Raw genomic sequence first — 25,686 nt, 5'->3', positions numbered from 1 at the left:
AATTCGACATGACCAAGTACATTGAACGACTCTTGCTATCGCCTTTGGTTTTAAGTATTTCCGTTTCCAGCCAGGCTGACGATCAGGCGGAACTGGCTAGGCAGTCATTAAATCCAGTCGCGGCACTGTACAGCTTGCCCATTCAGTACAACTGGAATCAGAAAATGGGGCCCTCCGGTAATGGAATCCAGAGCGTAACCAATATCCAGCCGGTATTACCCTTCACACTTAATGAAGATTGGAATCTGATTTCTCGCACGATCCTCCCGATCATTGATCAGCACGGGTTGGCACCGAGGGGTATCGCCGATAAAAGCGGAGTGGGCGACACCTCGCAAAGCTTCTTTTTCTCGCCCAAAAAGCCCACCGAGGGCGGCTGGATCTGGGGCGCAGGCCCCGCGTTGTTGTTACCGACCGGCAGTGATGAGCTTCTGAGTAGCGAACAATGGGGAATTGGACCGACAGCGGTGGCGTTGAAGCAAGCCAACGGTTGGACGACCGGTATTCTGGCGAACCATATCTGGTCACTGGACAACGACCCGGTCGATGACAAGGAGAAGGTCAACCAGACGTATCTGCAACCCTTCCTGGTCTATACGACAACGTCCTACACCAGTTTTGGGATTAATACCGAATCCACTTACGACTGGGAAGCCAAGGAGTGGAATGTGCCGATCAACTTGTTCGTGACGCAATTGTTCAAAGTCGGCAAGCAGCCCATGAGCCTTCAGGTGGGACCGCGATACTGGGCGGACAGTCCTGAAGAGGGTGCACACGGCTGGGGCTTTCGAGTGGCGTACACCCTACTTTTTCCTAAGTGAAACTAGAATATCACCGGACCTGCAGCTAACTGGCCGATTCACTCATCCAATACGAAAAATGGAGTTTCAAGTTCATGATAACCACACTCCCGAGAACATTTGGCTGTGCGTTGGCATTGCTCGCGTCCTTTGGACTTACGCACGCCCAAGCAGCGGACATCACTGCCGCCGAAACGAAAGCCATCGCCGAGGAAGGCTACATCTACGGTCTGCCCATCGTGATGAACTATGCGACCATGTACGAGTATGCCGTGGACAAAAGTTCCAGCCAGTACAAGGCGCCGTTCAACCACATTTACAACATGCACAAAGTCTTTAGCTACAAGGACACGGCCATCGTCTCGCCGAACAGCGACACACCGTATTCCTTGATGTTCATGGACCTGCGTAGCGAGCCGATCGTGCTCTCGGTACCGGCGGTAGAGAAACCGCGGTACTACTCGGTGCAGCTCATCGATAACAGCACCAACAACTTCGGTTACATCGGCAGCCGTACCACTGGCAACGAAGCCGGCGATTACATGCTGGTCGGCCCAGACTGGAAGGGCGTGACCCCGCCAGGCATCAAGAAGGTGTTTCGTTCTAGCACACAACTGCCCTTCGTGATCTTTCGCACCCAGCTCTACAACCCGGCGGACATGCCAAACGTCGAGAAGATCCAGTCCGGTTATGCGGCGCGGCCGTTATCGGCTTATCTCAAGCAGCCTGCGCCGCCTGCCGCGCCGGCGATCGACTTGCCGAAGATCGACAAGGAGCTGATGAAGACCGATTTCTTCAAATATGTGGGCGTTGTGATGCAGCTTGCCCCTGCTACACCGGAAGAAACGGCGATCCGCGCGAAGCTGGCCCGCCTGGGCATTGGCGCCGGCAAGGACTTCAACTTCCAGGATCTGTCCGCCGAGCAAAAGGCCGCAGTGGTTGAGGGCATGCAGGCTGGGCATGCGAAGGTCCAGGACGCGGTCAATCATCTCGGCACGCAGGTCAATGGCTGGAACATCGTGAGTTCCGGCGGTGATGCGGCGTTCTACAAGGATGATTGGCTAAAGCGTGCCGCCATCGCGCAAGCGGGTATCTACGCCAACGACGCCGAAGAGGCCACGTATCCGATGGCCAAGGTCCTGTCCGATGGTACGCCGCTTGACGGCAGCAAGCACAACTACACCATCACCTTTCCTGCCGGACAGCTTCCGCCGGTCAATGCCTTCTGGTCGGTGACCATGTACGACGGCAAGTCGCAACTGCTGATTAAAAACCCGATCAATCGCTACCTCATCAACTCGCCAATGCTGCCCGACATGAAGAAAAATGCAGACGGCTCGCTGACGCTCTACGTCCAGAAGGACTCGCCCGGCGCGGACAAGGAAAGCAACTGGCTGCCCGCACCGAATGATCTGATCTACATGGTGATGCGCCTGTATTGGCCGAAGACGCAAAACCCTTCCGTCCTGCCGCCTGGCAAAGGCACGTGGAGTCCGCCCGCGATCGTTAAAATCAATTGAGTACCTAACGACCTTTTGCAGCGGACGGCGCTGGCGCGCCGCCGCTGAATCGGGGCGTCAGGGTTTCGCAGAGGCCTTGACCGTCCGCTGTGATTACCCGAAGGCCGACGGTGGCCGCAAACCGTATAGGTTGTTGTTTGGGCGTTATTTGCACGGCACTGCGCGTGCCGCGATTCATCGCAAGTGGGTGGATACCCCTCATCAAGAGGGGGGCGGTGTGAGCACAGCCTGTTCACGATGTTCTTGACGCACCGTGTAAATCCTTCCACCGTCCAGCAGAGAACAACAAGCATGTTTTATGAAAACATCGACACCTCCTCCATCAACGACGAGGACCTGCCGTGGGTTCCGTTCGCACCCTACAGCGATGAAATCTTCATCAAATACATCAAATGCGACCCGGTTCGCGGGGAAACCATCACCCTGCTCAAGGCACCGGCCGGGTCTTCCCTGCCCAAGCACCATCACTCCGGCACGGTCATCGTTTACACCGTCAAGGGCGGCTGGAAATACCTGGAGCATGACTGGATCTCGACACAGGGCGGCGTGGTGTTCGAAACCGCAGGTTCCAGCCATACACCGATCGTGCTGACTGAATATGGCGATGAACTGATCACCTTGAACATCACCCAGGGCGACCTGCTGTATTACGACGATAACAACAACGTCGTGGCCATCGAGAACTGGAAATCCAGCGTGGATCGTTACCTGGCGTTCTGCAAAGCCAATGATATCGAGCCCAAAGACATCACCAGCTTTACGGTCTGACCAGCCTTCCAATCTCTCGGCCGTCCGGTGTTCGACCGGGCGGCTGCGCCGTTGCAATGAATAAAAAACGGAGACACCCATGTCCCAGAAGCTGCAACCCGCCGGACGTTTCACCCTGAAACTCTGCGCACTGTTGGCCAGCTCGGTCGCATCCGCACAAGACTCACTGCCCTTCCCCCCGACGCCTTCGGCCAGTGACGCCAAACCGACGCTGCAAGAATCGAAGCACCAGAAACGTCAGTATCAATCTCACCTTCCTGCCGAGGCCCCCAATATTCTGGTGATCATGCTCGATGACGCCGGCTTCGCGCAGTCCGACACCGTCGGCGGCGCAGTCCATACGCCGACCCTGAGCCGAGTCGCCGACAGCGGTGTGCGCTACAACGCTTTTCATACCGCGGCCATCAGCTCCGCAACTCGCGCCGCGTTGCTCACCGGACGCAACCATCACCGGGTTGGCAACGGCGTCATCGCAGAGCTGGCCACCGATTGGGAAGGCTACACCGGCAAGATCCCCAAAAGCTCGGCGACCATGGCCGAGGTGCTCAAGCAATATGGCTACAGCACCGCCGCGTTCGGCAAATGGCATAACACCCCCCCCATGGACACCACGGCGGCCGGTCCTTTCGATACTTGGCCGACGGCCTACGGTTTTGAACATTTCTACGGTTTCCTGGCCGGCGAAACCTCTCAGTACGAACCGCGCCTGTACCGCGGCACAACACCAATCGAACCGGCGCGAGATCCGCAATATCACCTCAGCGAAGACCTCGCCAATCAGGCCGTAAACTGGTTGCAAGACCATCAGACCTACGCGCCGGCAAAACCATTTTTCATGTATTGGACACCAGGTGCCGTGCATGGCCCGCACCAAGTGAATGCGCAATGGGCCGATAAATACAAAGGCAAGTTCGACGGTGGTTGGGACGCCTATCGTGAGCAGACGTTTGCTCGCCAGAAAGCGCTGGGCTTTATCCCGCATGACGCCGTCCTCACGCCGCGCCCGGCGGAACTCCCAGCCTGGGACAGCTTGTCTTCCGAACAGAAACAGTATCAGGCACGGTTGATGGAGGTGTATGCCGGCTTCCTGGAACATGCCGACACGCAGGCCGGCAAGATCCTCGACGAACTGGAGCGTGAAGGTAAGCGCGACAACACGCTGATCTTTTATGTCTTCAGCGACAACGGCGCTTCTTCCGAGGGGATGGAAGGCACGATTAATGAGTTGCTGGCCCAAAACGGGATTCCAGTTCCCAAAGAGCAGCAGTTGAAAGTCCTCGACGAGATGTATGGCGGCTTGTCCGCGCTCGGCGGTCCTAAACTTGAAAGCATGTACAACGCCGCGTGGGCCTGGGCAGGTTCAGGGCCATTCGTAGGCACTAAACTGGTCGCCGGCTACTTCGGCGGGACGCGCACGCCGCTGGCCGTTTCCTGGCCGAAACAGATCAACGCCGACGCCAGAGTTCGCGGACAATTCCACCATGTCAACGACATTGCCCCGACGGTCTACGACGTGCTGTCGATCACGCCACCCATAGAGGTCAACGGTATCGCTCAGGACCCAATGGATGGCGTCAGCCTGCGCTACACCTTCAACGACGCTCAGGTGAAGTCGAAAAAACCGGCGCAATACTTCGAAGTCTTCGGCAGTCGCGGCGTCTACAAGGATGGCTGGATGGCCTCGGTTTTTGGCCCGCGCAAACCCTGGGTGCAAGGCTTCGCGCAGTTCATGGGCTGGAATCCGGCGAATGATCAATGGTCGCTCTACAACCTGCAAAACGACTACTCCCAGGCCAACGACGTAGCCGCGAGCAATCCGCAAAAACTTGCGGAGCTGAAGTCCGAGTTTGACGTGCAGGCCAAGGCTAACCATGTCTATCCGATTGGCGCCGGTCTCTACCCCTTCCTCGATCCGACTGCACGAATCTCCAGCAGTCAACGCGAATGGCACTTCAGTGATCGCGTCCAGCGCTTTCCGGAGTTTGCGGCCCCCAACCTGCGCAATCAGAACAGCAAAGTTGTCGTCGACGCCGAGGTTCCAGCTAACGCCACCGGCGTGCTGTATGCCTTGGGCGGTATCGGTGGTGGGGTCAGCCTGTACATGGATGACGGTTTCCTGATCTACGAGTACAACGCGCTGGCTATCTCTCGAGTCAAACTGCGTTCGGCCGAACGAGTACCCGCAGGCAAAGTCAGTATCGAAGTGCTGACGACCCTGTCGTCAGCCAAGCCCGGAGCGCCGGCCAATCTGAGCCTGCGACTTGACGGGCAGGAAGCCGCCAAAGGGGTGACACCGTTCACTCCGGCACTGACGTTCACCGCCAGCGAAACCTTCGACGTCGCTCAAGACCTCGGTTCCCCCGTCACCCTGGACTATTTCGAGCGTGCGCCCTTCGCATTCAATGGCAAGGTCAAGGATGTACACGTGACGTATTTGCCTTGACCCACAATGCCGCCCGGACAACCGGGCGGCAGATCGATGACTCCCGGACCCTGCCCCCATGCCTACCCACGAATCCCCGCCCCAGGGCTTGCATCTCATGGCCAAACCCGTCGGGCCGATCTGCAACCTCGATTGCAGCTACTGTTTCTATCTCGAAAAAGAACAGCTTTACCCGCCCAGGGAACGCTTCAGCATGACCGACGAGGTGCTGCGTCTGTATGTGCAGCGCTACATCGAGGCCCAGCCCACGCCTGAGGTCGAATTTACCTGGCAAGGCGGCGAACCGACGTTACTGGGGTTGGATTTTTTTCAACGCGCGGTCCTGTATCAACGCCAGGTCGCGGGGAACAAAGTCATTCGCAACACGCTGCAGACCAATGGCACGTTACTCAATAACGACTGGTGCGCGTTCCTCGCCCGTGAACGCTTCATGGTGGGGATCAGCCTCGATGGCCCGCGATTCGTTCACGACCTCTATCGCCCCGACAAGCGCGGACGCTCAAGTTTCGATGATGTGATGCACGGTCTCGAACTGCTCAAGCAGCATGGCGTCGACTTCAATGTGTTGGTTACCGTGGCGCGCGATATCGCTAGATTCCCCTTGGAAATCTATCGATTCCTCAAGTCTGAGGGCGTTCGTCATATTCAGTTCAATCCCGTGGTGGAACGCGTACCAAGCGCCTCACAGGTTAGTCTGGGTCTGCATTTCGCTATCCCGCCGGAATTGCGCTTGCACGTGGTGCCGGAGCCCGCGATGGTGACGCAGCAAACGGTTGCCCCCGAGGCCTATGGCGATTTTCTCATCACGATTTTTGACGAGTGGGTGCGCCAGGATGTCGGGGAGGTTCATGTCATGAACTTCGAATGGGCACTGGCCTCATGGTGTCAGCTGCCGGCCTCGGTGTGCCTGTTCAGCCCGCGCTGCGGCAAAGCGGCGATCGTGGAGCACGACGGCAATGTCTACTCCTGCGATCACTACATGTATCCCGAGTATCTGCTGGGCAACCTGAAGACCGATGATCCTGCCGTGCTACTCGCCTCTGCTGCGCAACAAGCCTTTGGCGCCGCCAAGGAAGAGACACTGCCGACGTATTGCCAGCAGTGCGATTACCGCTTCGCCTGCCATGGCGAATGCCCGAAAAACCGCTTCATGAACGCGCCCAACGGCGAGCTGGGCCTGAACTACCTGTGTCCGAGCTACAAGAAATACTTCCGTCACCTGACGCCCTACATGAACGCCATGGCCCAACTGGTCAGCCACAAGCAACCCGTGGCGTTGATCATGCAGGCCTTCACCGGCCCGCTGATCGTGCCACTGGATAAATAGCCTTTTAGCTCTGAAAGCTGAAGTCGCGAAACTGTTCGCGAAGCTTCATCTTTTGCAATTTGCCGGTGGCGGTATGCGGCAGCGCTTCGACGAACGCCACATCGTCCGGCAGCCACCACTTCGCCACGCGGCTTTGCAGTACCTTCAGCAGATCGTCTTTGCTCGCGGTTCTACCAGGTTTGAGCACCACCACCAACAACGGCCGTTCCTGCCATTTGGGATGAGGGATGCCGATCACTGCCGCTTCGGCGACGGCCGGGTGACTGACGGCAGCGTTTTCCAGATCAATCGAGGAAATCCACTCGCCACCCGACTTGATAACGTCCTTGGCGCGGTCGGTGATCTGCATGTAGCCGTCAGTGTCGATCGTTGCGATGTCACCGGTATCGAGCCAGCCCTCGCTATCAAGAATCTGCCCTCCCTCGCCGCCGTAATACTGGCTGGCGATCCACGGTCCCTTGACCAGTAGAAGACCGCTAGCCTTGCCGTCTCGCGGTAGTTCAGCGCCTTGCTCATCGACAATCTTCATTGACACCCCAAACAACGCCCGCCCTTGTTTGGCCTGCAAGTCGAGCACTGCTTCCAGCGAAGCATCACGGTGTTTGGGCAACGGATTGCAGATGGTGCCCAGCGGGGACATCTCGGTCATCCCCCAGGCATGCAAAACACGCGCATTGAAACGGGTTTCAAACGTATCGACCTGGCTGCGCGGCGCGGCGGCTCCGCCGATCACCACCCGGTTCAGGCACAGCTCTGTCGCCGGTTGCAAAGCCTGCGCCTCAACATGCTGTTGCAGCATCATCCACACCGTCGGCACACCCAGCGCCAGGGTCACCCGTTCATCTCGCATCAGCGTGTAGAGGCTCTCGCCATCAAGTGCGGCGCCCGGCAACACCAATTTGGCACCACACATTGCGGCGGCATACGGCATACCCCAGGCATTGACGTGGAACATCGGCACGACCAACAACGCTGAATCCGCCGCCGATAGACCGAAGCCATCGGAGGTACACAGTGCCAGCGAATGCAGGATCGAAGAACGGTGCGAATACAGCACACCCTTGGGATTGCCAGTGGTGCCCGAGGTGTAGCACATTGATTGCCGGCATTTGCTCCCGGTCACACAGAGCGATGAACGCCTTGACTGTCTTCAGGCGCGGCGCGATCTGCTCGACCAGCTCAGCGAACGACAGGTCGAAAAGCAGGTACTGATCCTCGGCGTGGTTGGCGATGAATTCGATCTGCTCGGCGAACAGCCGTGGGTTGATCGTATGCAGTACCGCACCCATGCCCGACACGCCGAAATACAGTTCCATGTGTCGGTAACCGTTCCAGGCCAGGGTGCCGATTCGCTCGCCGGGTTGTACACCCAACGCAACCAGCGCATTGGCCACTTGTTTAGCGCGTTCGCCGATGTCGGCATAAGTGCAGTGATGCACCGATCCATCTGCCATGCGTGAGGCAATTTCGGTGTGCGGATGCGCCTTCAGCGCATGTTCCAGAACGGAAGAAATCAACAGCGGTTGATCTTGCATCAAGCCCAGCATGGTTTTGTGTTCCTTTTATTCTTGTTTGATGTCGATGTTTCAGAAATGGCAGAGACTCACAGGTAGCCGTTTCAAGGGGCACGACGAAGCAAGAAATGCGACAGCGCCGGGATCAGCACCAAGGCGCCGACCATGTTCCAGATGAACATGAAGGTGAGCAGGATGCCCATGTCGGCCTGGAACTTGATCGGCGACCAAGCCCAGGTGATCACGCCCGCCGCCAGGGTGATGCCAACCAGCGCCACCACTTTGCCGGTGAACGCCACGGAGTTTTTGTAGGCTTCGGTCAACGACAGACCGGCACGCTGCTGAGCCAACTGAACACTGAGCAGGTACAGCGCGTAATCGACACCGATACCGACACCCAAGGCAATCACCGGCAAGGTCGCGACCTTCACGCCCATGCCCAGCCAGACCATCAATGCCTCGCAGAGAATCGACGTCAGCATCAACGGCACGACCGCCACCACCACCGCTCGCCAGCTGCGGAAGGTGATGAAGCACAGCACGATCACCGCGCCATACACGTAGAACAACATGGTGCGATTGGCGTCGCGCACGACGATATTGGTCGCCGCTTCGATCCCGGCGCTACCGGCGGCGAGCATGAACTGCCGATCGTCGTTGCTGTGTTCACGGGCGAACTGATCGGCCACTTTGACCACGTGATCGAGGGTTTCGGCCTTGTGGTCGGAGAGATAAGCGATCACCGGCATCATTGAACAATCACTGTCGAACAGTTCCGGGTTGTTCACCGAGGCCTGTTGCGCGCCGTAGTTCAACACGTTCTGATTGCGCGCGACGGTCAGCATTTTCGGGTTGCCTTCATAGGAACCCGCCGTGATCTGGCGCACAGCGTTGACCAGCGACACGGTAGTCTGCACACCCGGTTGCTGTTGCAGCAGCCAGCCGAGACGATCGGCTTCCACCAGGGTTTCGTACTTCAGGCAACCTTCGCTGGCGGTTTTGACCATGACCGCAAACTGGTCGCTGGACAGCGAATAGTTGGCAGTGATGTAGGCGTTGTCGCGGTTGTAACGTGAGTCGGCGCGCAGCTCGGGTGCGCCCGGATCGAGATCACCAATCTTCAACTGCGTGCTGACCATGAAGCCACCTACCGCCAGCAACCCGGCCACCACCACCGCCACTGTTGCCCAACGACGCTCGGTAAAGCGGTCAAGCAGGCTCCACACACTGCCCAGCCCTTTCCCTTTCAGCTCCTGACTTTCCTGACGCAAGCTGCGCGCCGCCGCCTTGGGACTGACACCCCAATAAGACAGCAGCACTGGCAGCAACACCAGGTTGGTAAAGATCAAGACCGCCACACCAATGCTGGCGGTGACGGCCAGGTCCTGGATCACCGGAATGTCGATCAGCATCAGCACCGCAAAACCTACGGCATCGGCCAGCAATGCGGTCAGTCCGGCCAGGAACAGACGGCGGAAGGTGTAACGCGCGGCGACCAACTGATGGGTACCGCGTCCGACGTCCTGCATGATCCCGTTCATTTTCTGCGCACCGTGGGACACGCCGATGGCGAATACCAGAAACGGCACCAGAATCGAAAACGGGTCGAGTGCATAACCGAACAAGGTGATCAGGCCCAGTTGCCAGACCACCGCAACCACCGAGCACAGAATCACTAGCGCGGTGCTGCGCACGCAACGGGTAAAGCCAAAGATGATGGCAGTAGCGATCAGCGCTGCGGCGCCGAAGTACATCATGATCAGCATCAGGCCATCGATCAGATCGCCCACCAGTTTGGCGAAACCGATCACGCGGATCTTGATCGGGCCTTTGCCCTCTTCACCGGCGAGGTGTACCGCGCTACTGCCGGCAAACTCAAACTTGTCGCGTAGCTGCTCTTCAAGCATCCGCGAAAAATGGTGATAATCGATTGCTGCGCCCGTGACCGGATCCTTCTCCAGCAGCGGCACCACAATCATGCTCGATTTGAAATTATTGCCGACAAGACTGCCGATGATGCCGGAACGGGCGATGTTCAAGCGCAGTTGCTCGACCCCACTGGCCGAGCCGTTGTAGGAGTCCGGCATGACCGGGCCACCACGGAAGCCCTCCTCCGTGACCTCGGTCCAGCGCACGGCAGGCGTCCACAATGACTTTATCCAGGCCCGATCCACGCCCGGGGTCAGGAACAAGGTGTCATTAACCTGCTTGAGCACCTCCAGGTATTTCGGGTCGTAGATGTCGCCGTCGGTGTTTTCCACCACCACCCGAACCGTATTGCCCAGCCCGCGTAACGACTGGCGATTCTCAAGGTAGTTTTTGATGTACGGCTGACTCTGTGGAATCATCTTTTCGAAGCTGGCATTGAGCGTCAGCCCAGAGGCCGCGAAATAGCTCAGCACTACCGTCACGATCAGGCAGGTCAGCACCACCAGCAGGCGGTTGTTGAAAATCAGGCGTTCAAGGACATTGCCGGAGCGTGCATCGAAGCCCTTCAGCTCTCGGATCACCGGCATCGTATCGAGGTTGTAGTTACCCATGAAATGGCTCGTCTCTTTTTATTATGTGGGATGTGGGCTCATTCGAAGGGCAACTGGCGCAAGCCCCGTGCGCCCGCGACCACCACGACGTCTGATGCGATGGCCTGCGCCGCAGCGGCGGGCCCCAGGCGGTCTTGAGGCTTTAGCGTAAAACTGGCGCCGTCGTCGGTGCTGACAAGCACATGCCCGGCCTGGCTGACCAGGATGATTCGGCCGTCGGCGGTGATCGTGCTCGCGGTGATGCTTGAGGACAGCCCCAGTTCAACCTTGTCCCAGTTCACGCCGTGATCGACGCTGCGATAAACATTGCCCCGCAGGCCATAAACGAGCACCGAGCCCGGCTTGCCGGTGATGCCGAAATAGCTGCCGCCGTAGGGCGTCGGGAGGTTGATGAAGCGTTGCGTTGCCGGGTCCAGTTTCAATACCAGGCCTTGCTCGCCGACAATGAACAGGTCATCGCCGATTGCTCGTATCCCGTAGAAATTCAGCGCTCCCGGATTGTCGGTGCGATCCATCAACGGAACCCAGTTCCGGCCGCCGTCTTCAGTGCGGAAAATCAGATTGAACGCGCCGACGATATAGCCGGTTTTATCATTGGCGAACCAAACGTCCAGAAAAGGTTTGTCAGCCCCTTCATCGACCATTCGTTGAGCCTCGGCCAATAACGCCTCATTGGGCTGTTGCCCTTCATGCCTCTGAAAATGTTCGAGCATGATCTGCCCCAGCTGACGGCCATCGAGCTGACGCTTCCAGGTTTCACCCCTGTTGTCGCTGTGCAACACAATGCCGTCGTGCCCGACCGCCCACCCCTGCGTCGGGCTCGGAAAATGCACGGCCACCAGATCGGAACTCACCGGCACGTCTGCCTGGTGCCAGCGGACGCCGTTGTCATCGGAATAAAAAATATGGCCGCGTTGGCCCACGGCGACCAGGCGCTGACCTGCACGGGTCAACCCGGTGAACACCCCGCCAATCGCCTTGTCACTCTCAATCGCAGGGCTCGACAGCACGTCGACAAAGTCAGCGGCGACGACGGATCTGGTGAATGGGGCAGCCAACGCCAAAATTAGCGCAGTGAGCGCAATCCATCTAAATGTATTCATGAGGTCTACTCGGCAAAAAAAGCCGCCGAACAGTGCGATACACACTGTCGGCGACAAAAAAACACCTGCGTTATGGCTCAGCGAATACCCGTGCCGGCCAATGACTCAGGTGCCCACTGCGCTTTCGAAAGCGGGTCGATGTACTTGACGCCGCCGTACGGGCCGTAGATGCCGGTGATGTTGTAGCTGCCAGAGACCAGGTCATAAATCATGTGGTTATCGGAATTCGGCGCCTGCACGTCATAGCTGTATGCCAGGTGTGCAAAGGACCCGCGGTACAGCTTGCCGCTGGCGTCATATTCATCCGAGGCCAGGGCGATCCAGCTGTCTTCGTCGAGGTAGAAGGTGCGCTTGCTGTAGATGTGGCGTTTGCCCGGTTTCAGCGTGGCTTCAACCACCCACACGCGGTGCAACTCCCAGCGCACCAGGTCCGGATTGACGTGATGCGGCGTGGTGATATCCGCAGCGACCTTGTGGTAGTTCAACTTGTACGTGTTGTAAGGAATGATCATTTCCTTCTTGCCGACGAGTTTGAAGTCGTAACGGTCCATTGCGCCGTTGAATACCCAGGCATCGTCATAGGTCGAAGCACCGGCCGAGCCAGGGTTTGGTGTGTCGTAGGCGATATCCGGTGCGAGTTTCACGCGGCGCTGACCAGGCAGGTATTGCCAGCCACGACGCTCCATCTTCAGAGGGTTGACGGCATCCTGCACCAGGATGGCTTCGCCTGCGCGACGGGCCGGGGCCTGGTAGTAGAGTTTGGTCTTGAAGAACAGATCCGTCTCTTTCGCCGGTTCCGTACGCTTCGGATCGTATAGCGGGTACTCCAGATAGCCATTACCGGTCGTGGCCAGTATCGCCCGGCCGGAACTGTCGACGTTCCAGGAGTCATATTTGATATTGGTGGCATAACCCTGATAACGCAGCAGGTGGTTCCACATGGCCTCATAGCCATCTTTCGGGATCGGGAACGGAACGCCCGGCAACGCGTTTTCCAGTGCTACCCCGCCTTCGAGTGTCTTGGTGCCGACGGCATTTTTTGCGGTGTTGTCCAGCAACCGTTGAGGTAGCGCAACGCTGCGATGGGTCGGAAACACATCGACCCGGAACGTCGGGTAACGCTTGAGCAGTTCTTGCGTGGTCGCGGTCAGTTTGTCGGTGTATTGACTGAGGTTTTTGCCTTCGACGACGACGCGTGGCTTGTCGGCCTCGTAAGGGTCCGGACGGAACGAACTACCGGGTTGAAAACTGGCCGGCGCCGTGGTGAGACCGCCGGTGTAGGACGGAATGGTGTTGTCGGCATTGCCGGCCTTTTCAGCGCCGACGCCTGTCAGGCTGTTGCCGAGTTTGCTTGCTTCATCAGGGGACACGGCTGCGTGTGCCGCACCCGCGATGGCAACGGTCAAGGCAGTGGACAAAAGCGTATTGACGAACTTCATGGAGTGACTCCTGCTATCAAGCAAAGACTTCGATCAAATGGTCGTTTTGAAGGTAAAAGTGACCATACCCCGATCCTTGAGCTGAGGCTGAGTACCGCCGAAAGCAGTGGTCTGCCCCGGTACGCAGTTGTATTGGCCGTTGGCCCCTGGTGCGGCACCCTCGCCCTGTGCACCTGCACCACCGGCTGAGCCGCAGGTGTCGAACGGACCAAAGTTGTCCACGTACTTCAGGTCAAACCGGTACTGGTTGTGCACGTCCATGCCAACGCCCACCGAGTAACTGCCGGAGTCCTTGTTACCCCCGAGCTGAACCGACGAGTTGCCCGCAAGGCCGACGCTGTAGTTGGCCGGCAGGTACATATCGATGCCGGGGAACACCTGGTACCAGGTCGGGTTGAAGTTGACGCCCAGGACGTAGTTGTCCCTGGTGACCTTGTCGACACCGCGATACCAGTCTTCGCCTTTGAACAGCTGCTTGTTCTCGGTGACGTCCAGCCAGCGGCTGTAGGCGAGTTCAACCAGCAAGGTCGAACTGTCCCAGACCGGTGTCGCACCGAACGTGGTCAAGCCGTTGAGCACCGCGTGCACGGTGTTGCCTCGGGCCACGCCGTTATCACCATCAAAGCTGCTGATGAAGCCAGGCAAACCGGCAGCACCGGCTACCGGATTGACCGTTGCCGGCACGCTGGCCAGCGGCATGTTGTGACGATAGTTCAGGTCGAGACCGACGCTGACACCTTCGATGCTTTTCGACAGGCTGATGCCGTAGATATCGATATCGTCGACATAGAACTGGTTGTAGCTGCCGGCATTGCCGGAGATCAGTTGCGCAGGGCCGACCGCCGTTGGCTGCAACACCAGGTTGGGCAGAATGTCGGAGGTTTTGCGGTAGTAGAAACCCAGCGTACCCTGCAGCCATTCCGGGCTCCACTTGGCCATCAGGCCAAAGTCACCCTGGTTGTCCGGGGTAAACGTATGCCCGTTGGACAGCCGTAAAAACTGGTTGGCACCCAGTGGGCCAGGTGTACCGAACAGCGGGTTTCGGCCGCCGATCAACGACAGGTTGTGCCCGCCATTTTGAATGCCGTCGTTGAACCCCAGATAAGTACCCGACTCCGGCAACCGCGCGGCGTCCCAGTCCAGGAAATACTGCGCGGCGAGGGTCAGTTCCGGGTTGACCGTGAGGCTGGTGGACAACTGATTACGCGGAATGAACAGTTCTTTGGCTTCTGTTCCCGGGACCGCCAGCGACTTGGAAATATCCAGACCGGACTGGCCATAACTATTGCTATGGGCAAAGGCGAGGATGCTTTCACCCCAGTAAACGGTGTGCTTGCCGAGCTTGCCGCTGAGCAGTGACTCATCGCCGACTTCCGTGCTGCCAAACACGAAGGCATCAAGGATTTCCGAAGAAGGACCGTTGTAATACCGATCGGCGTAACCGCTTTGATGACGAGAGTCCGGCTTACCGTTGTTGAGCTGATTGGTCGAGGCGTTATCGCTGCCAATATCGTCGTAGGCGTGGTCGTACCAGGTGTTGGCGCTGACACGGAAACCGACTTTTTCTTTGTAAACCACGTCCAGTTCGGTCAGCACATCCAGTCGTTGAGAAACGGGACTGCCGGAGGAGAAGTTGCGATCCCCGTCATTGTTGTTCCACGAATTGGCCAACTTGCTGTTGGGGGCTTCCACGCGCTGGGCGTAGTTGAACTTCAGCGTGTTGTCGAAGCGAACCGCAAAGTCTTCATTCCCCGTGTTGATCTCCACAGCCCCTACGGGCGCGATGCCCAGGCCGGTGAGAATGGCGGAGGCCAACAACCCTTTGCGAAGGTTTGCATGGCAGATCTTATTATTTTTGTTCATCTAGCTTGCCACCTGCTCTATGGTTTACGAAAAGTCATGGGTTGAATCACGGCGTAGTGAGCCTCCTCTCAGGTGCGCTGCAAAAGGGTGACCGACACCGCCCGGCCCAGGGCGGTGCTATGTTGTAAAGCCGTGCGGGCACCAGCAATTTGCCTGCCGTCGGCCACGCCGCGCAGTTGCCAGACCAACTCGACCAGTTGCGCCAACCCGGTGGCACCCGGGGCGTGACCACGTCCCAGCAAGCCACCCGATGGGCACACCGCATTCATCTGTCCTTTCAGGCGGTGTCCTTGCTGCACGAATCGATCGATCTCGTCCTCCCGGCAAAAGCCCAGCGCGGCGCTATTGACCATGAAGTCGCCGACGCTTTGGTCGTGCAGTTCAACCACGTCGATGTCTTCCGCACCGAGGCCCGCCTGCTGATAGGCCAACTGCGCGACTCGCCGGGTGGTCGCCTGTCCGAGCACATCCAGCACGCAACCCGTTTCCTGCTCTGAAGCGCTGTCACTGCCCCTGACACTGGCCAACACGGTGACGTCCGCCCGAGCGCCGAAACGCAGGGCGAAGGCCGGGGTACAGAGCAGGATGGCCGCCGCACCGCAGGCGGGCGGGCACAGATAAGGCGGGAGCCAGCCGTCGCGATCCGGCACTCGGTTCAACACGGCGTAGGGATTGCGCCCGGCCTGGGCCCGTGCCCGCTCAAGCACTTGATCGAAGCTGCTTTGAGCAATGCCCATGCGTGTCAATAACCAGCTGGTTTGGGCAGCGAACAACAGGGCCGGTTGTTGTCGACGCTCGATAAAGCCGATGGGGTTCTCAGCCTGCCTGACTGTCGCCAAATCATCGCGAGCGAGATCTTTCAAACCGAAAAACTCACGATTGGAAATGCCTGCAGGTATGCACTCGACACCCACCAACAGGACACATTCAGCCTGGCCGCACAGCAGGCTATTGCGGGCCAACTGGAAAGCACTGCTGGCCGACGCACAGCCATCGCCGAGGCTGAAAATCGGCACGCCCGAGTAGCCAATCTGCGACAACATTTGCTCGGCGACACCGGCTTCTGCGTGTACGCAGGAAGTAAACACCTGGTCGACCAGGTCATAGTCGATCCGCGCATCGGCCAGCGCCGCACGGATGGCTTGCCCCGCCAACGCCGCATGACTGTCAGAGCCACCCAGCGGTAGAAACGGCACCATTGCTGCACCGGCGATCAGCACTTTTTCAGACATAAACCTGCTCCCACTCGCCGATACGTTGGCGCATTTGTGGGGTCAGACTATTGCGAAGTCGAAAAGCGAACCCCCCCATTGACTGGGGGGGCGGCAGGAAATCGATTTTTTTTGGGGGGCGGGGGGGGGGATTGAAAGATGATCCGAACGGATCACCTCGGGTGGTGAGTTCGCATCAGCCCGCTGTCTCGAGAATTCCCAGCATGTATGCACGCGCGACAACATGCTGTCTGGTACCGGCCTGGAATTTTCCAAACAGGTTTTTCAAGTGCCACTTCACGGTTTCCTCGCCGACATTCAGCGCCAGGGCGATTTGCTTGTTGGACAGGTTGCGAGCCAATAGCTGCAACACCTCGCGTTCCTTGGGCGTCAGGAGACGACTCGCGGACACGCTCAATGGGGTGGGTTCCGGTCGCGCAACAGGTGCGGGCGTAGCGGTCGCCGTAAGCAATGGGACCGTTTCACCCTGAAGCGTCCGCTCCCATTTGATCAGGTCCGGATGGGTGTCCTGCACCACGCGTAACATACCGTTTTCTTGCGCGAGGCTGACAGCCTCCAGCAAATAGTCAGTGCCACCCTGCCCCGTCGCCCGCAGTGCCAGTGCCCTGAGCAGCTTGATCTGTACGATGTCTCGCCCACGACGCAGGTGTTCGGCTGTTTCGCCAACCTTGTCCAGCACCGCCAGCATCGCCTCCCAGTCACGTTGGGCCAGTAAGGCATAAGCGTTGGCTACCCCGGCCAGCAAGTCCAGCTCCGGACCCAGCAACCCTGCTCGCTCACGGGCAATAACCGGCGTGAAACTGTCCAGTCGTCGCCATAATGCCTGGCAGGTATCGCTGCGTCCCTGCAAGGCATGCAGGCGTATTTGCTCTCCCAGGGAGGCAATGCAAAATCGTGGAATATTTCGCTCTTCTCCAAGGGCGAATAACGCCTCGAGCAAATCCTGCCCGCGATGCCCCTGCCCCTGGAGCGAGGCCAGTCGAGAGGCGGCGAGGAAACCCTGCACAATGGCATCGGGGGAGGCCAATCGCTCAACGATATCCAGCCTGTTCGCCAGCACCGTAGCGGTCTCCTGGACTTCCCCCTGTTCCAGCAACACCGTCGCCAGAGCGCTCGCTAACATGACCGCCACCGGACTGCGCCGACCGATGTCCCGTTCGGCATGCAACAGGCTGTCGTGCAACGCCGTGCGCGCCGACACCATTCGACCCTCGTATAAATAAGCAAGGCCGACCACCCACTCGCCATACCCGCGTACGGCATCAAGGCCAGGACTACCCGCGTAAAGCGCTGCTCGCTGAAAGATTCGCCGGGCTTTCTCCGGTTGTCCCTGCAATAGCGTCAGACGGGCGACCTGGGTCGCGACAATGGCTTGCACCTTGCTCGAGAACGAAGGCAATCGATCGACCCAAGGCATGATGAGTCCATGCGATTCATCCGGACGATCCGCAAAGTAGGCGGCTGCGGCAGCGATGGCGGCAGCTTCACAACGTGTCGCCTCGTCGGCGGACGGATGCTGTTCAATAGCAGCAATCAATTGCGCCGCTTCTGCCTGACGTTCTCCCAATGCCAATGTCCAGGCCGCCGCCAGGCAGATGCGCGGATGCGACAACACGTCAGCGGGGCCAAGCTCCTCGACCCACTCCAGCACCCGGCTGAACTGCCCTTGCAACATGACTTCGTACAGGCATTTGCCGATCAACGTATAGGCCGGTTGGGGCATGCCGGCCAACAGATATTGCCGGGCGGCCTGCTCCAGGAATCCGTGTTGTTCCAGCCACACAGCGCCACGCCGGTGATAACCCTGCCGCTCCTCCAACGGCAAGTCGGCAAAACGGCCGAGCAGAAATTCCCGCGCCAACGGATGGATGCGCACCCAGTCACTGTCGATACTTTCAACAAAAATCGGTGTCGAGGCACACAATTCCTTCAGCAATTCACCCGAGCGAGCGTTACCCGTCAGCGCTTCGCATAACAAGGGCTGGACTATTTCCAACAATGCAATGCCGGTCAGAAAGCGAACCTGCTCCTCCCGAAGATGTGCGAGCAGACTGTCGACGAAATAACGCTGGATATCCCCCAGACAAGTCGACAACTCTTCGACTGCAGCACTCCGATTCGGGCTCTTCTCCAACGCCGAAATCGCTAATTGCAGGCCAAGCGGCCAACCTTCGGTTATCTCGTGCAGCCGCACGCAGAGGTCGGCATCGACCCTTGCACCGAAACGGTCATTGAGGATGGCGAGCGCCTCTTCCACATTCAGTCGTAAAGCTGCTGTCATGATCGTCGTGAAAAGCCCTCTTGCCGCGAGGTCCGTCACTTGCAGATTCAACCGTGCGCGAGAGGCCATGATGATGCGCAAATTGGCCGGCGCGTTGTGCAACAGGTACGTCAGGGAGTGACGGATCGTCAGCTCGGGCAAGGTATCCGCTTCATCCAGAATCAACACGGTTTCACTACCCAGATCAGCCACTTCCGCCAACCACTGCGTCAGCCCTTCCTGTTCGTCACGCCCCAGTCCCGCAATAGGCTCGAATGCGCGGGCAAACGACGGCCGACCGCTGCCAATTGCCATGGCAACTCCCAGCCCCTGAACAAAACGCGCACTATCATCCTGTGCATCCAGCGTCATCCAGGCCACCACGGCGCCGTGAGATAAACATTCACGGCGCCACTGGGTCAGCAGAAAAGTTTTGCCAAAGCCTGCCGGCGCTTGAACGGCGATCACCACTTTGTCGGTCAGTTCCTGGGTATGGAGACCCAGGCGGTTTCGCATCCGTGCTGATTTCTGACTACGCGGCGGTGTCGTTTTGAGGATCAGTTGGGGCTCTATGCAGTCCATTGTTTCAGACCTGAGTGGTTGAGCGACGCTTACCCAAGGAGCGTCTGAAGATCGCTGGATACAGTTCCAAACGGCCGAACACTACCATGGAATAGTCCGATGACTTGAACACCGGTGCAATCCAACACAAGCCGCTTGCGTACTTTCGGCACAGTGACCTGCTCGCTACGCCAAAGAACCCGCTACCGTCCAGCCAGGGCTCTGTATTCGGCCGGTGTACTGGCGTGCGCAACCTTGAACGCTGCAGTCAGGTGGCTCTGGGAGCTGAAGCCACACTCCAGTGCCACATGCAAAATGGGTAGATCGGTCTGCATGAGCAGATCACGTGCATGTTCCAGTCGTAGATTCATCACATAGCGATGGGGCGGCATACCCATGGCACGCTGAAACAGCCGTCGGAAATGAGCCGGGCTGACACCCGCCTGGCCAGCCAGCGTGCTGATCGAGAGTTCCTGCCCCAGATGCTCGCGAATGAAGACTAGTACTGTATGCAGGCGCGCCAGATGAATATGCGGCGGATAAATACCTCTGCTCGCGTCAACTCGTAGCGCACGATACACCTGCTCCAGCATGACCATGGCCAATCTTGTCATGAACCCCTGATCAGCCCCTTTCCCAAGACTTAGCTCATCCATCAATTGCCGGGCCGCTGCGCTCACCAAGCCATCACTGACGGGCAATGGTGCCTGCGTGCCAGCGCATAGTTCACGCAATTGTCGAAACACGCCATCAGTGCGCTCGGGCAGATAAAAGACCGCGAAATCAATGCTGCCGGAATAGTGCCATTGAGTGGCACAACCTGCAGGCAGCAGCATCGACAAGCGGGGCATCGAGGTTGAGCGCAACTCGCCCCCTGCCCCCTCATCCGCCCGCGAGCCACCGAACTGGGTCAACAGGGCCATGAAGTCAACGGGCGGGACGGATAGATCAGTCGTATGCAGGAAGTAGCGCTCCGCATACAAGGGGATTTCCCTGCACACCAGGCCGCCCAGCAAGGGCAATCCCAGTGTTTCATGGACCTGTTGCTGCGGATTCATGGGCATCTCGGGATGAGCATATTTTGACAAATATGACCGCTTTTCAGGTGAGTTGTCGATGTCGGGAAGAACAATAATCGGCCAAATATTCCGCGACTCGCCTTAATGCGAGGCAGGCACAACCGCTCGCCCGCATGACTGATATCAGCCAGGAGAACAGCATGAGCAAGAAGACCGTCACTGTATTCGGCGCCACCGGGACCGCCGGCGTCGCTTGCGTCAATGAGTTCATTCGCCAGGGCCTGGTCAATATCAATGTGCTGGCGCGCCGCTCCGGCCAGGTGGAACGCTCATCGTCGGGCATCAGCAAGAGTGAGGCGCAAAAACAGCTGCAGTACGCCGAATGGGCGCGTCAGGGCGTGACCATCAAGGAGGTCGACGTCACCGTTACCGAAGCGCTGGTCCCGGCGCTGCGCGGCACCGACTACCTGGTGTCCTGCGTGCCGCTCTATGCAACCGAATCGCAGATGCCGCTGATCTTTGCCGCCAAGGAAGCCGGGGTCGAACGCTTCGTGCCATCCGAGTACGGCGCGATCTACGAATTCGAACAGTTCTGGCAAACCGACACCACGCACCGCTTGATGGCCCGGCAGAAGGCGTTCATCCGGCGCATGATCGAATTGGCCGGCATGGACTACACCATCATTCCGGCTGGTGCCTGGATCGAGTACTACATGCTCGAGCCGGTGATGGTGATGGGCGATCCCGACGTCAAGCTGGCCTGGTCGACCGGCGCGGATGTCGGTCGCATCATTGCGCATGTGCTGGCCCACCCGGCCTCGCGCAATGCGATCTGTCCAGTCGCGGCCACGGCCTGGTGTTCGTGGAACGAGCTGCTGGCCGCGCGCGAACAAGCCATGGGGCGCCCGATCGAGCGTAACGAGTTGACGCCCGAGCAGTGGCGCGCAGCCTACGCGGCTTCCCGTCCCGGTGCCATCCAGACCCTGCTGGCGATCGGCGTCGCCATGGTCGATACCCCAGCGGGCATGTCGCTGTGCGGCCACTGGAACAAGACCTTCCTCCCCGAGTTCAAGGGGACGCCGCTGCAAGAGCTGTTCGTCGACACCGTTGAGCCCTTCGTCGAGGCCACGCGCGCCACGCTGATCGCCGCCGGCGAACTGCCGGCCGACGCCTGACGCATCTCGAAAACCAAAGTGCAGGCCATAAGAAAAACCGAGTGATATGACGAGGCCCATCATGAAACTAAGTAACCGGATCAACCTGCCTGACATTTCAATAACCGGCTTTGAAACGCCCCTGAACGAGGTCGAGCGCGGCATCCAGGACAGCGTGCATCGCTTTGCCAAGGATTTCATGCGCCCCCTGGGTCAGGAACTCGACAAGATGACCGCAGAGCAGGTGGTCGCCCCCGGCTCGCCGTACTACAGCGTGTTCAGCGAAGCCGCCAAGCTGGGCCTGGATTCCGATCTGCTGGCCGAACTGCCGCCGGAAACGGCTGTACGCGTCGAATCCATGATCGGCGAGGAAATGGGCTGGGGCGATGCCGGCCTGGCGGTTTCCCTGGGCGTCAGCACCTTCCCGAACGAGATGGCCAAAGCCGTAGGGAACCAGGAGCTGATCGATCTGAGTGCCGGGAAAATCGGCTGCTGGATGATTACCCATCCGGACAAGGGTACTGACGCCGGCGCCTTCGACATGCAGCGCGACTGGGTGCCGGGGCAGTTAGGCAACAAGGGCAATCTCTTCGCCAAGGTCGGCGAGCACGAGATCGTCATTAACGGCCAGTGCTCGGCCTGGGTGTCCAACGGCGCGGTGGCCCAGGTGGCTCTGGCCTACATGACCGCCGACTATGGCAACGGCTTCTACGATGCCAATGGCTTGCCCTATGGCATCTCTGTAATCGTGCCCCTGGACTTGCCCGGTGTCAGCAAGGGCAAGCCACTGGAGAAGATCGGTCAGCGCGCCCTGCCCCAGGGCGAGGTGTATTTCGACAACGTGCGGATTCCCAAGCGCTTCGCCGTAGCCCTGCAGGACGAGTACTACGGCAACGTCGTTTCGACCTGGTCGTTCGCTGGCACCCACATGGCGCAATGGTTCACTGGCGTGGCACGTTCCGCCTTCGAACTGGCCCTGGCTTACTGCCATGAGCGCAAGCAGGGTGGCCAACTGCTGATCAACCACCAGCTTACCCGCTACCGCATCGGCGACATGATGCGTCGTGTCGAGCTTTGCCGGGCTGTCGCCCGCCGCTCCCTGGCCTATGCGCGCCTGTCCCCGCAGGGGCACCCCTGTGCCACGGCTTCCAGCAAGGTCACCGTGACCGAAGAGGCCATGCGCGTAGTCAGCGATGCCTTGCAGATGTTCGGCGGCAACGGCCTGACCCGCGAGTACCCCATGGAGAAGTTGTTCCGCGATGCCCGCGCCGCGCTGATCGAAGACGGCGAGAACATGATGCTCACCACCCGCCTTGGCTTCCTTGTCCAGGAGCTCTACGAAGACGGCTGGCCCCAGTACTGATCCCAAACCCGACTAACAATAAACTTTGGAGACAATAGAAATGGCTAAGTATCCCGTAGTTGTCTATGGCGCCAGTGGCTACACCGGCATGCTGACCATGGACTGGCTGATCGACCAGAACATCCCCTTCACCGCTGTGGCGCGCGATGCCAAGCGCGCGCAGGAAATGATGGCGCAACGTGTGGTACGCCTGGAGTCCGCGACCTATGAAATCATCGAGGCCGAGCACAACGTCGAATCGCTGAGCGCCGCCTTCAAGGGGGCCAAAGTGGTCTGCAACACCGTTGGCCCCTTCGTCAACTTCGGTTTGACCACCGTCGAGGCCGCGCTCAAGGCCGGCTGCCACCACATAGATACCACCGGCGAGCAAAGCTACGTCCGTCAGGTTCGCGAGCAATTTGGCGAGCTCTATCGTCAGGCTGGCCTGCTGGTTTCGCCATCGCTGTCCTACATGTTCAGCTTCTCCGAGATCGCCGCCGAACTGGCGCTGGAAACCCCCGGCATCGACGTACTGGAAACCGCCGCCCTATGCCGCGGCCCGCGTGATGTCGCCGGGGTCAGCCTGGGCTCGGCGGCCTCGATTTTCGAATTGTTCCACCGGGAGCAGTTCTACCTGTGGGAAAACAAGCTGGTGCAGCACCCAGCCACCGCTTCGTTCAACATTGTCGACCCCAACTTCATGCAGCCGGTTTTCTGCCTGCCTTGGGGGGGAACCTCGCTGCCAATTTACTTCGAGCATGATCCGCGCGTGCGCGCCTGCACCTCCGCGGTCGGTTTCTACGACAACAATGTGATGCCGATGGTGCATGGCCTGAGCCAGAAGTGGGAAGCGGAATACAAGCACCTGTCCAAGGAGCAGCAGGACGCGGTGGTGAAGAGCCTGGTAGAGGCCACCACGCCGAGCATGCCGCCCCGCGAACGCACCACCTTGCAACGCAGCGTCGACATCGCTATCGGCCGCGGTCACCTGGCTGCCGTGCGCGCTACCGTGCATGGCGTCACACCCTATATTTCCACCGGTGCCCTACAGGCCGCGGCGGCGATCAGGCTGCTCGACGACGACACCAACAAGGTCGGCTTCGCTTCCGGTTCCAAGGCTTTTGGACACCGCTATCTGCTCGGTTTCCTGGAAGAACGCGGCCTGGCCCGTGCCACCGTTACCAAACTCTGATTACCGGCACAGGAACCACTTATGGCCATCATCGACTTTTACGATCGCGGCTGGGGCATCAACCCTGCCGGGGTCGCCTACATCCAGGGCGAGCGCTCTTACACCTTCAACGAAATCGGCGAGCTCTCGTGTCGCATCGCCAACAAGCTGCTCGCACTGGGCTTGCCGAAGGAAACCAAGGGTGCCGTCTGGTCAGGTAACGACGTCACCGCCTGGGCCTGCACACTGGGTCTATGGCGCGCCAACATGACTTGGATTCCAGTCAATGCGCGCAACTCGAGCGAAGAGAATCACTACATCCTCGACGCATTCGACTGCGAGGTGATGTTCTACCAGAACGATTTCGCGCAAATCATCGCCGAGCTACGGTCCAGGCTGCCTAAGATCAAACACTGGATCTGTATCGATGCCGATGCTGTCGATGCACCTTCGTTGGAACTATGGAGTGCCGGCCAGCCGGCGAGCCGTCCCGAAGTCGCTTATGACATGGACGACGTGGTGGCGGTCTCACCCACTGGTGGCACTACGGGCACGCCAAAGGGCGTGATGAACACCCACCGCAGCGTGCAGACGTTCATCGCCCACTTCATGCTGACCTGTGCTTATCGCAATGGTGAAAAGCCGGTGAATATGGCCGCCGCACCGATGACCCACACTGCCGGCCTGTTGTCCGTACCCTGCACGGCGCAAGGTGGCACTGTAGTGGTCATTACCAAACCCGATCCGGCATTGATGTTGAACGCCATTGCGCAGCACAGGGTCAGCGAGCTCTTTCTGCCGCCAACGGTGATCTACAGGCTGTTGGAAATTCCCGGTATCGAGACGCTGGATTTCTCCTCGGTGAAGTACCTGATGTACGGCGCGGCCCCCATGTCGGTAGACAAGCTGAAGAAAGCTATCGAGATTTTCGGCCCGGTCATGACCGGCGGCTATGGTCAGACCGAAGCACCGGCCAGCATCGCCAACTTTCGTCCTGACGAGCATCTGGTGGGCGACCAATTCGCCGACGACGAACGCCTGTCCTCGGTCGGCCGCCCTAACCCGCTGGTCCGCGTCGAAGTGATGAGCGACACCAACCAGATCCTGCCGCGCGGTGAAACCGGTGAAATATGCGTGCGCGGCGACCTGATCATGAAGGGTTACTACAAGCAGCCGGAGAAGACCGCCGAGACCATCGTCGACGGTTGGCTGCATACCGGCGACATCGGCCATATCGATGCCGAAGGCTATCTGCACCTCACCGATCGCAAAAAGGACATGATCATTTCCGGCGGCTTCAACGTCTATCCCAGCCAGGTCGAGCAAGTGCTGTGGGGACATCCGGCCGTTCAGGACTGCGCCGTGATTGGCGTGCCCGATGAGAAATGGGGTGAGGCCGTCAAGGCCGTGGTCGAGCTCAACCCAGGCCAGGAAACCACCGAGCAGGAGCTTATCGAGCTGTGCAAGGCCAGGCTGGGCAGCGTGATGGCACCGAAGTCGGTCGACTTCACTACCAGCCTGCCACGTAGTCCGGTGGGCAAGGTGCTGAAGAAAGATCTGCGCCAGCCTTATTGGGAAAAATCAGCTCGGAAGATCTGACGGGAAAAATCGAGGTCGATCTCAACCTCGG

At 59.0% G+C, this 25,686-nt stretch carries 16 protein-coding genes and 1 pseudogene; 9 read left to right on the top strand and 8 right to left on the bottom strand.

Annotated features, from left to right (window positions below):
* Positions 1 to 8 precede the first annotated feature (8 nt).
* From PspS04_RS10515 to PspS04_RS10495, 5 genes are all read left to right on the top strand, one after another.
* A complete protein-coding gene (locus PspS04_RS10515; RefSeq protein ID WP_159995058.1) occupies positions 9 to 821 on the top strand; it encodes a transporter in 813 nt (270 codons plus the stop codon).
* Between the two features lie 74 nt (positions 822 to 895).
* Entirely contained in the window at positions 896 to 2,320 is a 1,425-nt protein-coding gene (locus PspS04_RS10510; protein ID WP_159995056.1) for a DUF1254 domain-containing protein, read from the top strand.
* Between the two features lie 291 nt (positions 2,321 to 2,611).
* Entirely contained in the window at positions 2,612 to 3,088 is a 477-nt protein-coding gene (locus tag PspS04_RS10505) for a 2,4'-dihydroxyacetophenone dioxygenase family protein (protein WP_159995054.1), read from the top strand.
* 79 nt (positions 3,089 to 3,167) lie between these two features.
* On the top strand, positions 3,168 to 5,531 hold the full coding sequence (locus PspS04_RS10500) for an arylsulfatase (RefSeq protein ID WP_159995052.1): 2,364 nt from the start codon (positions 3,168 to 3,170) through the stop codon (positions 5,529 to 5,531).
* 58 nt (positions 5,532 to 5,589) lie between these two features.
* Positions 5,590 to 6,858, top strand: a complete 1,269-nt coding sequence (locus PspS04_RS10495; RefSeq protein ID WP_159995050.1) for an anaerobic sulfatase maturase — start codon at positions 5,590 to 5,592, stop codon at positions 6,856 to 6,858.
* 4 nt (positions 6,859 to 6,862) lie between these two features.
* Here the strand turns inward: PspS04_RS10495 and PspS04_RS10490 are convergent.
* The 8 genes and pseudogenes from PspS04_RS10490 to PspS04_RS10455 all read right to left on the bottom strand — a co-directional run bounded on the left by PspS04_RS10490 (position 6,863) and on the right by PspS04_RS10455 (position 20,428).
* Positions 6,863 to 8,405 (bottom strand): annotated as a pseudogene (locus PspS04_RS10490) (AMP-binding protein).
* Between the two features lie 71 nt (positions 8,406 to 8,476).
* Entirely contained in the window at positions 8,477 to 10,912 is a 2,436-nt protein-coding gene (locus PspS04_RS10485) for an efflux RND transporter permease subunit (RefSeq protein WP_159995048.1), read from the bottom strand.
* A 38-nt stretch (positions 10,913 to 10,950) separates the two neighbouring features.
* The gene (locus tag PspS04_RS10480) at positions 10,951 to 12,015 is read right to left on the bottom strand and encodes a WD40/YVTN/BNR-like repeat-containing protein (protein ID WP_159995046.1); all 1,065 of its coding nucleotides are present in this window, start codon (positions 12,013 to 12,015) and stop codon (positions 10,951 to 10,953) included.
* Between the two features lie 77 nt (positions 12,016 to 12,092).
* Positions 12,093 to 13,454, bottom strand: a complete 1,362-nt coding sequence (locus PspS04_RS10475) for a DUF1329 domain-containing protein (RefSeq protein ID WP_159995044.1) — start codon at positions 13,452 to 13,454, stop codon at positions 12,093 to 12,095.
* Between the two features lie 33 nt (positions 13,455 to 13,487).
* Entirely contained in the window at positions 13,488 to 15,317 is a 1,830-nt protein-coding gene (locus PspS04_RS10470; protein ID WP_159995042.1) for a DUF1302 domain-containing protein, read from the bottom strand.
* A gap of 68 nt (positions 15,318 to 15,385) precedes the next feature.
* Positions 15,386 to 16,549 carry a thiolase C-terminal domain-containing protein gene (locus tag PspS04_RS10465; protein ID WP_159995040.1) on the bottom strand — a complete coding sequence of 388 codons (1,164 nt, stop codon included), beginning with the start codon at positions 16,547 to 16,549 and terminating at the stop codon, positions 15,386 to 15,388.
* 175 nt (positions 16,550 to 16,724) lie between these two features.
* On the bottom strand, positions 16,725 to 19,391 hold the full coding sequence (locus tag PspS04_RS10460; RefSeq protein ID WP_159995038.1) for a helix-turn-helix transcriptional regulator: 2,667 nt from the start codon (positions 19,389 to 19,391) through the stop codon (positions 16,725 to 16,727).
* A gap of 182 nt (positions 19,392 to 19,573) precedes the next feature.
* On the bottom strand, positions 19,574 to 20,428 hold the full coding sequence (locus PspS04_RS10455; RefSeq protein WP_159995036.1) for a helix-turn-helix domain-containing protein: 855 nt from the start codon (positions 20,426 to 20,428) through the stop codon (positions 19,574 to 19,576).
* Positions 20,429 to 20,589: 161 nt separating this feature from the next.
* On the opposite strand from PspS04_RS10455, the gene PspS04_RS10450 reads away from it, so the two are divergent.
* The 4 genes from PspS04_RS10450 (at position 20,590) to PspS04_RS10435 (ending at position 25,655) form a co-directional block, all read left to right on the top strand.
* Positions 20,590 to 21,564 (top strand): NmrA family NAD(P)-binding protein, encoded by a 975-nt coding sequence (locus PspS04_RS10450; RefSeq protein WP_159995034.1) that lies wholly within the window; start codon positions 20,590 to 20,592, stop codon positions 21,562 to 21,564.
* Positions 21,565 to 21,625: 61 nt separating this feature from the next.
* Complete coding sequence (locus PspS04_RS10445) at positions 21,626 to 22,906, top strand: acyl-CoA dehydrogenase family protein (protein ID WP_159995032.1); 1,281 nt, start codon at positions 21,626 to 21,628, stop codon at positions 22,904 to 22,906.
* A gap of 40 nt (positions 22,907 to 22,946) precedes the next feature.
* The gene (locus PspS04_RS10440; RefSeq protein WP_159995030.1) at positions 22,947 to 24,077 is read left to right on the top strand and encodes a saccharopine dehydrogenase family protein; all 1,131 of its coding nucleotides are present in this window, start codon (positions 22,947 to 22,949) and stop codon (positions 24,075 to 24,077) included.
* A 21-nt stretch (positions 24,078 to 24,098) separates the two neighbouring features.
* A complete protein-coding gene (locus PspS04_RS10435; protein ID WP_159995028.1) occupies positions 24,099 to 25,655 on the top strand; it encodes an AMP-binding protein in 1,557 nt (518 codons plus the stop codon).
* The last annotated feature ends 31 nt before the right edge of the window (positions 25,656 to 25,686 follow it).

This window comes from Pseudomonas sp. S04 (assembly GCF_009834545.1).
In the GTDB taxonomy this organism is placed as follows: Bacteria; Pseudomonadota; Gammaproteobacteria; order Pseudomonadales; family Pseudomonadaceae; genus Aquipseudomonas.
The sequence above is the reverse complement of the archived record's forward strand: the minus strand, read 5'-3'. Positions and strand labels throughout refer to the sequence as shown.